This is a genomic window from Pseudomonas sp. DCB_AW (genome assembly GCF_026240895.1).
Classification (GTDB): domain Bacteria; phylum Pseudomonadota; class Gammaproteobacteria; order Pseudomonadales; family Pseudomonadaceae; genus Aquipseudomonas; species Aquipseudomonas kermanshahensis.
Window position 1 is genome coordinate 1 of the sequence record NZ_JAPFCE010000123.1, and the last position, 6,379, is coordinate 6,379.

The window sequence follows — 6,379 nt, forward strand, 5'->3', positions numbered from 1 at the left end:
ACCCGCTCCCACAGGAATTACGCAGGACCTGTGGGAGCGGGTTTACCCGCGAAGAGGCCAACTCATTTCTTCAGGAGACCACCGCCTCAGCCGGCGAAACAATGCTGGTCTTCGCCCCCCGCGAGCGCCCCGAGCTCAGGTAAGCCGCAATCGACTCCTGCGTCACCTCGCCCAAAAACACCTGCTCGGCATCCAGCACCGGCAGCCACGCCCGATTGAACTCGTACATCCGTGACAGCAGGATGCGCAAGTGCTCATCGTGCGACGCCGTGGCGTTGAATTGGCGCAGGAAGTCGCCACAGGTCCCTTGCTGGCGGTGCATGTCGCGCCGGCGCACATAGCCCATCGCCTTGTTCTGCGCATCGGTCACTACCACATAGCGGCGGTCGTGCTCGTCCAGCAGCTCCAGCGCATCGCTCACCGGCGTCTCCGGGCTTACCGACGGTGCGTTGTCTGCCGCATCCTCGGCGCGCACCAGCAACAGGCGTTTCAATGTGCTGTCCTGGCCGACGAAGTTGCTGACAAAATCATCCACCGGGTGCGCCAGCAGGGTGTCCGGGTGGTCCAGCTGCAACAGCTTGCCGGCACGGAAGATGGCAATCTTGTCGCCCAGCTTGATCGCTTCGTCGATGTCATGGCTGACCATGATCACGGTCTTGTTCAGCGCCCGCTGCATCTCGAAGAACTCGTTCTGGATCATCTCGCGGTTGATCGGGTCGACCGCGCCGAACGGCTCGTCCATCAACAGCACCGGGGCCTCGGCCGCCAGGGCGCGGATCACGCCAATACGCTGCTGCTGGCCGCCGGACAGTTCCCGTGGGTAGCGCTGCAGGTACTGCTTGGGTTCGAGCTTGATCATGTGCATCAGCTCGCGGGCGCGGTCGTGGCACTTCTGCTTGTCCCAACCCAGCAGGCGCGGGACCACGGTGATGTTCTCTTCGATGGTCATGTTGGGGAACAGGCCGATCTGCTGGATCACGTAGCCGATGCGCCGGCGCAGGGTCACTTCGTCCAGCGCGCTGGTGTCTTCGCCATTGATGAACACTTGGCCCGAGGTGGGCGTGATCAGGCGGTTGATCATCTTCAGCGTGGTGCTCTTGCCGCAGCCCGAGGGGCCGAGGAACACGCAGATTTCGCCCTCGTTGACGGTGAGGTTGACCGCGTCGACGGCTTTGACGTCCTTGCCGTTGACGTTGAAGGTTTTGCTGAGGTTCTTGAGTTCGATCATGAGCGCAGTCCTTCTGGAGTCAGGGCACGTTGCAGGGTTTGCAGCAGCAGGTCGGCGATGATCGCCAGCAGGCTGACCAATACGGCGCCGACCAGCAGCATCGACATGTCGCTGCGGCTGATGGAGGTGAGGATGAGGACGCCCAGGCCGCCAGCACCGATGGTCGCGGCAATGGTCATCACGCCGATGTTCATCACCACGGCGGTGCGTACGCCGGCCAGGATCACCGGCACCGCGATGGGCAGCTCGACCATGCGCAAGCGCTGGCCGAAGGTCATGCCGATGCCGCGCGCGGCTTCACGGATGCCGGGCTCGACGTTGGTCAGCGCCAGGTAGGTGTTGCGCAGAATCGGCAGCAGTGAATAAAGGAACACGGCGGTGATCGCCGGCAGCGGGCCGAGGCCCTGGCCGAACTTGGAGTAGAACGGCAGCAGCAGGCCGAACAGGGCGATCGAGGGGATGGTCAGCAGCACCGTGGCACTGGCTTGCAGGGGGCCGGCGACGGCCGGGAAGCGAGTCATCAGGATGCCCAGTGGCACGCCGACGAGGATGGCCAGGCTGACGGCAATGCCGACCAACATGATGTGCTGCCAGGTCAATTGCAGGACCTGGGCCCAATCGAGGTGGGCGAAGGTGTCGAGCAGGCTCATGGCTGTACCTCCTTCAAGGGGTGTTCACGCAGGAAGGCTGCGGCCACGGCGGTCGGGTTCTGGTGTTCGACGTCGACCTTGGCGTTGAGCTGACGCATGGTGTCGTCGTCGAGCTGCTCGGCCAGCGGTTTGAGCAGGGCGGCCAGTTGCGGGTTGGCGTCGAGCACGGCTTTGCGTACGACAGGCGCAGCGGTGTAGTCAGGGAAGTAGTGCTTGTCGTCTTCGAGCAACTTGAGGTCGAACGCGTTCAGGCGCCCGTCGGTGGTGTAGACCAGCCCGGCGAACACCTGGTTGTTGTGCATGGCGGTGTAAACCAGCCCCGCGTCCATCTGGCGGATGTTGGCCCTGCCGACTTGCAGGTCGTACATGGCTTTGAGGCCGACCAGGCCGTCCGGGCGATTGGCGAACTCGGTGTCCAGGGCTACCAGGTGGTTGCGTTTGCTTTCGTCACGTAGCACCTGGTTGAGGTCGCTGATCGTATTCACCTGCGGGTAGGCCTCGGCGACCTCTTTAGGCAGGCCAAGGGCATAGGTGTTGCTGAATTTCGACGGGGTCAGCCAGATCAGGTCTTTTTTCGCATCAAGCGCCTTGACCTTGGCGTAAGTGGCTTCGGCGTTTGGCATGCGTTCATCGATGTGGTTGTACGACACCAACGACACACCGGTGTACTCCCACATCAGGTCGAGCTGGCCGGTTTCCTGCGCCTGGCGTGCAATGCTGCTGCCAAGGCCGGTGGTCACGCGCACATCGAAGCCGTTGGCGCGCAGGTATTGGGCGGTGATTTCTGCAAGCACGGTCTGTTCGGTGAACACCCGCGCACCGATACGCACCAGCGGTTTGTCCGCTGCCTGGGCAACACCTGTAAACAGCAGGGCTGCGCCGAGCAGCAAGGCGATTCTCTTCTTCATACGTTCCCTCGTCTTATTGGGCCAGGCCACGTTCCAGCCAGCGCTTGCTGGAGAAGCTCACCAGGGCGTCGAGCAGCAATGCCAGCAGCGCCGTACACGCGGCGCCCAGCAGCAGCTGCGGCTGGTTGTTCAGGGCAATGCCAGGGAAAATCAGGCTGCCCAGGCTGTTGGCGCCAATCAGGAATGCCAGGGGTGCGGTGCCCACGTTCAGCGCCAGGGCTACACGCACACCGCCGACGATGATTGGCACGGCATTGGGCAGTTCCACCTGCCACAGTTGCTGGCGCGGGGTCATGCCGATGCCGGTGGCGGCTTCCTTGAGCGAGGCGGGGACGTTTTTCAGGCCTTCGTAAGTGTTGCGCACGATGGGCAGGAGGGAGGCGAGGAACAGCGCGAAGATCGCGGGCCCGGCGCCGATGCCCAGGATACTGAGCGCGATGGCCAGAACGGCCAGCGGGGGGATGGTGTTGCCAACGTTGAAGAACTGCATGAAGCGCTCGGCTTTGTCGACCCGGTGCGGTCGACTTAGCGCAATGCCAGCGGGGATGCCCACGGCCAACGCCGCCGCCATCGAAGCCAGCACCAGTATCAGGTGCGCTTGCAGGTAGAACCCAAGATCGTCGCGGTAACGCGCGATCGTGTCGATGCCGATCCAGTGGATCAGCAGGGCCAGGATGACGAGCACGGTGGCGCATCCCAACAGCCCTTTTCCGTAGCGTGTAGCCACAGGCGGACTCCTTGTGTTGTCGGCGAGCACACTCTTTTTTTTGCCGGCCATACCTGGCAGCGAGTGGTGTGTTCGCGAGTAGCAGCGTGAAGCAACCGAAGGCTGCGATCAGGCCATGAGCCGAACCCCGTCGGGCCCGAAAAAGCTGATGAAACCAGTCCCCAACCGAAGCGGGTTGCAGGGGAGTGGACGTCTCCGAGGGCGTAAAGGTTCCCATCTGAGGCGGCATTTGGCCAGTGTTAATCACTGGGAGAGGTGTTTTTTCATACGAGAAAACAACGTTATTCCTACGTAAAGGCGTTGGTTTACCTGCTATCAATCCAATTGTGCTGATGGACAAAATTCCCCTCTCATTTCTTTCAATATTTACTTGAGGGAATATTCCTCTGGAGGTATTTTGTTGGCGTGGACGATCAGATTTTGTGAGGAGTTCATCAGCGATTTCGATGCGTTGGATGACAGCGTTCAGGAGCGAATGCTGGGTCACCTGCGGTTGCTGCAATCATCAGGGCCAGCGCTTGGGCGACCTCATGTCGATACATTGAATGGATCCCGATATCCGAACATGAAGGAGTTGAGATTCACTGGGCGCAATGCGGTCTGGCGGGTCGCATTTGCTTTTGATCCTGACCGTCAGGCAGTCATCCTGGTGGCAGGTGACAAGTGCGGTGTCGGGGAGCACAGGTTTTATCAGGGGTTGATCAAGCAAGCAGACGCTCGCTTTGAGAATCACCTGTCGAGAGGAGAGAAAGATGTCCAAGACACTTGATGAGGTCATCAACGGATTGTCCCCTGAACGCAGGGAGCGGGTGGAGCAGCTGGGGCGTCAATTGATTCGCGAAGAAATGACGCTTCAGGCATTGCGTAAACAGCTCGAATTCACTCAAGAAGGTTTGGCAGAGCGTCTGGACATTCGTCAGGGCAACATATCCAAGGTGGAGAAGCGCAGTGACATGTTGATTTCGACCCTGCGCAGTTATGTGGAAGCATTGGGTGGCACCCTGGAGCTCGTCGTTCATATGCCTGGCCGTCCACCTGTAACGCTTGACGGCTTTTGTGAGGATCAGGCAAAGCGCGCCTGATTGACCGTCATTGACCAACGGCGGGGATCAAATTTTGGTCCCCGCCCAACTTCAGGTATGATATCGCCCCTTTTTGAATCCCCCAGTCAGGCGATTTCCCATGACCAACCAGGCCGCCGAAGTCGCGAAGCGCCGCACTTTCGCCATTATTTCCCACCCCGACGCCGGTAAGACCACCATCACCGAGAAGCTCCTGCTGATGGGCAAGGCCATTGCCGTCGCCGGTACCGTGAAGTCGCGCAAGTCCGACCGCCACGCCACCTCCGACTGGATGGAAATGGAGAAGCAGCGCGGCATCTCGATCACCACCTCGGTGATGCAGTTCCCGTACCGCGAGCACATGATCAACCTGCTCGACACCCCCGGCCACGAAGACTTCTCGGAAGACACCTACCGCACCCTGACCGCAGTGGACTCGGCGCTGATGGTGCTCGACGGCGGTAAAGGTGTAGAGCCGCGCACCATCGCCCTGATGGACGTCTGCCGCCTGCGCGACACGCCCATCGTCAGCTTCATCAACAAACTCGACCGTGACATCCGCGATCCGATCGAACTGCTCGACGAGATCGAAGCCGTTCTGAAGATCAAGGCCGCGCCGATCACCTGGCCGATCGGTTGCTACCGCGATTTCAAGGGCGTGTACCACCTGGCCGGCGACTACATCATCGTCTACACCCCGGGCCACGGCCATGAGCGTACCGAAGTCAAGATCATCGAGAAGCTCGATTCCGATGAAGCCCGTGCGCACCTGGGTGACGAATATGATCGCTTCCTCGAGCAGCTTGAGCTGGTTCAGGGCGCTTGCCACGAATTCGATCAGGACGAGTTCATCAATGGCCAGCTGACGCCGGTGTTCTTCGGTACCGCACTGGGCAACTTCGGTGTCGACCATGTGCTCGACGCCGTTGTCGACTGGGCGCCGCGCCCGCTGGCCCGTGTGGCCCACGAGCGTACCGTGGAGCCGGTGGAAGAGAAGTTCACAGGCTTCGTGTTCAAGATCCAGGCGAACATGGACCCGAAACACCGCGACCGTATCGCTTTCATGCGCATCTGCTCGGGCAAGTACGAGAAGGGCATGAAAATGCGCCACGTGCGTACCGGCAAGGACCTGCGCATCGGTGACGCGTTGACCTTCTTCTCTTCCGAGCGCGAGCAGTTGGAAGAAGCCTTTGCTGGCGACATCATCGGCCTGCACAACCACGGCACCATTCAGATTGGCGACACCTTCACCGAAGGCGAGGCGCTGGGCTTCACCGGTATTCCGCACTTCGCTCCGGAGCTGTTCCGCCGTGTGCGCCTGAAAGACCCGCTCAAATCCAAGCAGTTGCGTCAGGGCCTGCAGCAGCTGGCCGAAGAGGGCGCGACCCAGGTGTTCTTCCCCGAGCGCAGCAACGACATCATCCTCGGTGCCGTCGGTGTGCTGCAGTTCGACGTGGTCGCCAGCCGCCTGAAGGAGGAGTACAAGGTCGAGTGCGCCTACGAGCCGATCACTGTGTGGTCCGCGCGCTGGATCAGCTGTGACGACAAGAAGAAGCTCGAGGAATTCCAGACCAAGGCCATGGAGAACCTGGCCATCGACGGTGGCGGTCACCTGACCTACCTGGCGCCGACCCGGGTCAACCTGTCGCTGATGGAAGAGCGCTGGCCGGACGTCAAGTTCCGCGCTACCCGCGAACACCACTGATCCCAGGGCTGATCTAGCCCCCTGTAGGCGCAGCCTTGTGCTGCGAAGAGGCCGGTAATATCACCCACATTAGGTGGTGGTTTCACCGGCCTCTTCGCAG

The 6,379-nt window shown here is 60.9% G+C and carries 7 protein-coding genes; 3 read left to right on the plus strand and 4 right to left on the minus strand.

Annotation, left to right across the window (positions count from 1 at the left end; translation table 11 throughout):
• Window positions 1-70 precede the first annotated feature (70 nt).
• The 4 genes from OO306_RS27555 to OO306_RS27570 are packed head-to-tail and all read right to left on the minus strand — an operon-like array spanning window position 71 to window position 3,513.
• Entirely contained in the window at window positions 71-1,228 is a 1,158-nt protein-coding gene (locus OO306_RS27555) for a betaine/proline/choline family ABC transporter ATP-binding protein (RefSeq protein WP_027595565.1), read from the minus strand.
• Window positions 1,225-1,878, minus strand: a complete 654-nt coding sequence (locus OO306_RS27560; RefSeq protein WP_008090677.1) for an ABC transporter permease — start codon at window positions 1,876-1,878, stop codon at window positions 1,225-1,227. The genes OO306_RS27555 and OO306_RS27560 overlap by 4 nt, the downstream gene beginning before the upstream one ends.
• Entirely contained in the window at window positions 1,875-2,786 is a 912-nt protein-coding gene (locus OO306_RS27565; protein ID WP_265970354.1) for a glycine betaine ABC transporter substrate-binding protein, read from the minus strand. The genes OO306_RS27560 and OO306_RS27565 overlap by 4 nt, the downstream gene beginning before the upstream one ends.
• A gap of 13 nt (window positions 2,787-2,799) precedes the next feature.
• Window positions 2,800-3,513 (minus strand): ABC transporter permease, encoded by a 714-nt coding sequence (locus tag OO306_RS27570; protein ID WP_027595567.1) that lies wholly within the window; start codon window positions 3,511-3,513, stop codon window positions 2,800-2,802.
• A gap of 400 nt (window positions 3,514-3,913) precedes the next feature.
• Here OO306_RS27570 and OO306_RS27575 point away from each other — a divergent pair, with 400 nt between their 5' ends.
• The 3 genes from OO306_RS27575 to OO306_RS27585 all read left to right on the plus strand — a co-directional run bounded on the left by OO306_RS27575 (window position 3,914) and on the right by OO306_RS27585 (window position 6,279).
• Window positions 3,914-4,282 (plus strand): type II toxin-antitoxin system RelE/ParE family toxin, encoded by a 369-nt coding sequence (locus OO306_RS27575; protein ID WP_186675578.1) that lies wholly within the window; start codon window positions 3,914-3,916, stop codon window positions 4,280-4,282.
• Entirely contained in the window at window positions 4,266-4,595 is a 330-nt protein-coding gene (locus OO306_RS27580) for an XRE family transcriptional regulator (RefSeq protein ID WP_238210419.1), read from the plus strand. Before OO306_RS27575 ends, OO306_RS27580 begins: the two co-directional genes overlap by 17 nt.
• A gap of 100 nt (window positions 4,596-4,695) precedes the next feature.
• Entirely contained in the window at window positions 4,696-6,279 is a 1,584-nt protein-coding gene (locus OO306_RS27585; protein WP_027595568.1) for a peptide chain release factor 3, read from the plus strand.
• Window positions 6,280-6,379: the final 100 nt, after the last annotated feature.

Excerpts from the sequence above, each read along its gene's own strand:
- OO306_RS27580 (WP_238210419.1), top strand. The coding sequence starts at position 4,266 with ATGTCCAAGACACTTGATGAGGTCATCAACGGATTGTCCCCTGAACGC.
- OO306_RS27565 (WP_265970354.1), bottom strand. The coding sequence starts at position 2,786 with ATGAAGAAGAGAATCGCCTTGCTGCTCGGCGCAGCCCTGCTGTTTACA.
- OO306_RS27555 (WP_027595565.1), bottom strand. The coding sequence starts at position 1,228 with ATGATCGAACTCAAGAACCTCAGCAAAACCTTCAACGTCAACGGCAAG.
- OO306_RS27585 (WP_027595568.1), top strand. The coding sequence starts at position 4,696 with ATGACCAACCAGGCCGCCGAAGTCGCGAAGCGCCGCACTTTCGCCATT.
- OO306_RS27560 (WP_008090677.1), bottom strand. The coding sequence starts at position 1,878 with ATGAGCCTGCTCGACACCTTCGCCCACCTCGATTGGGCCCAGGTCCTG.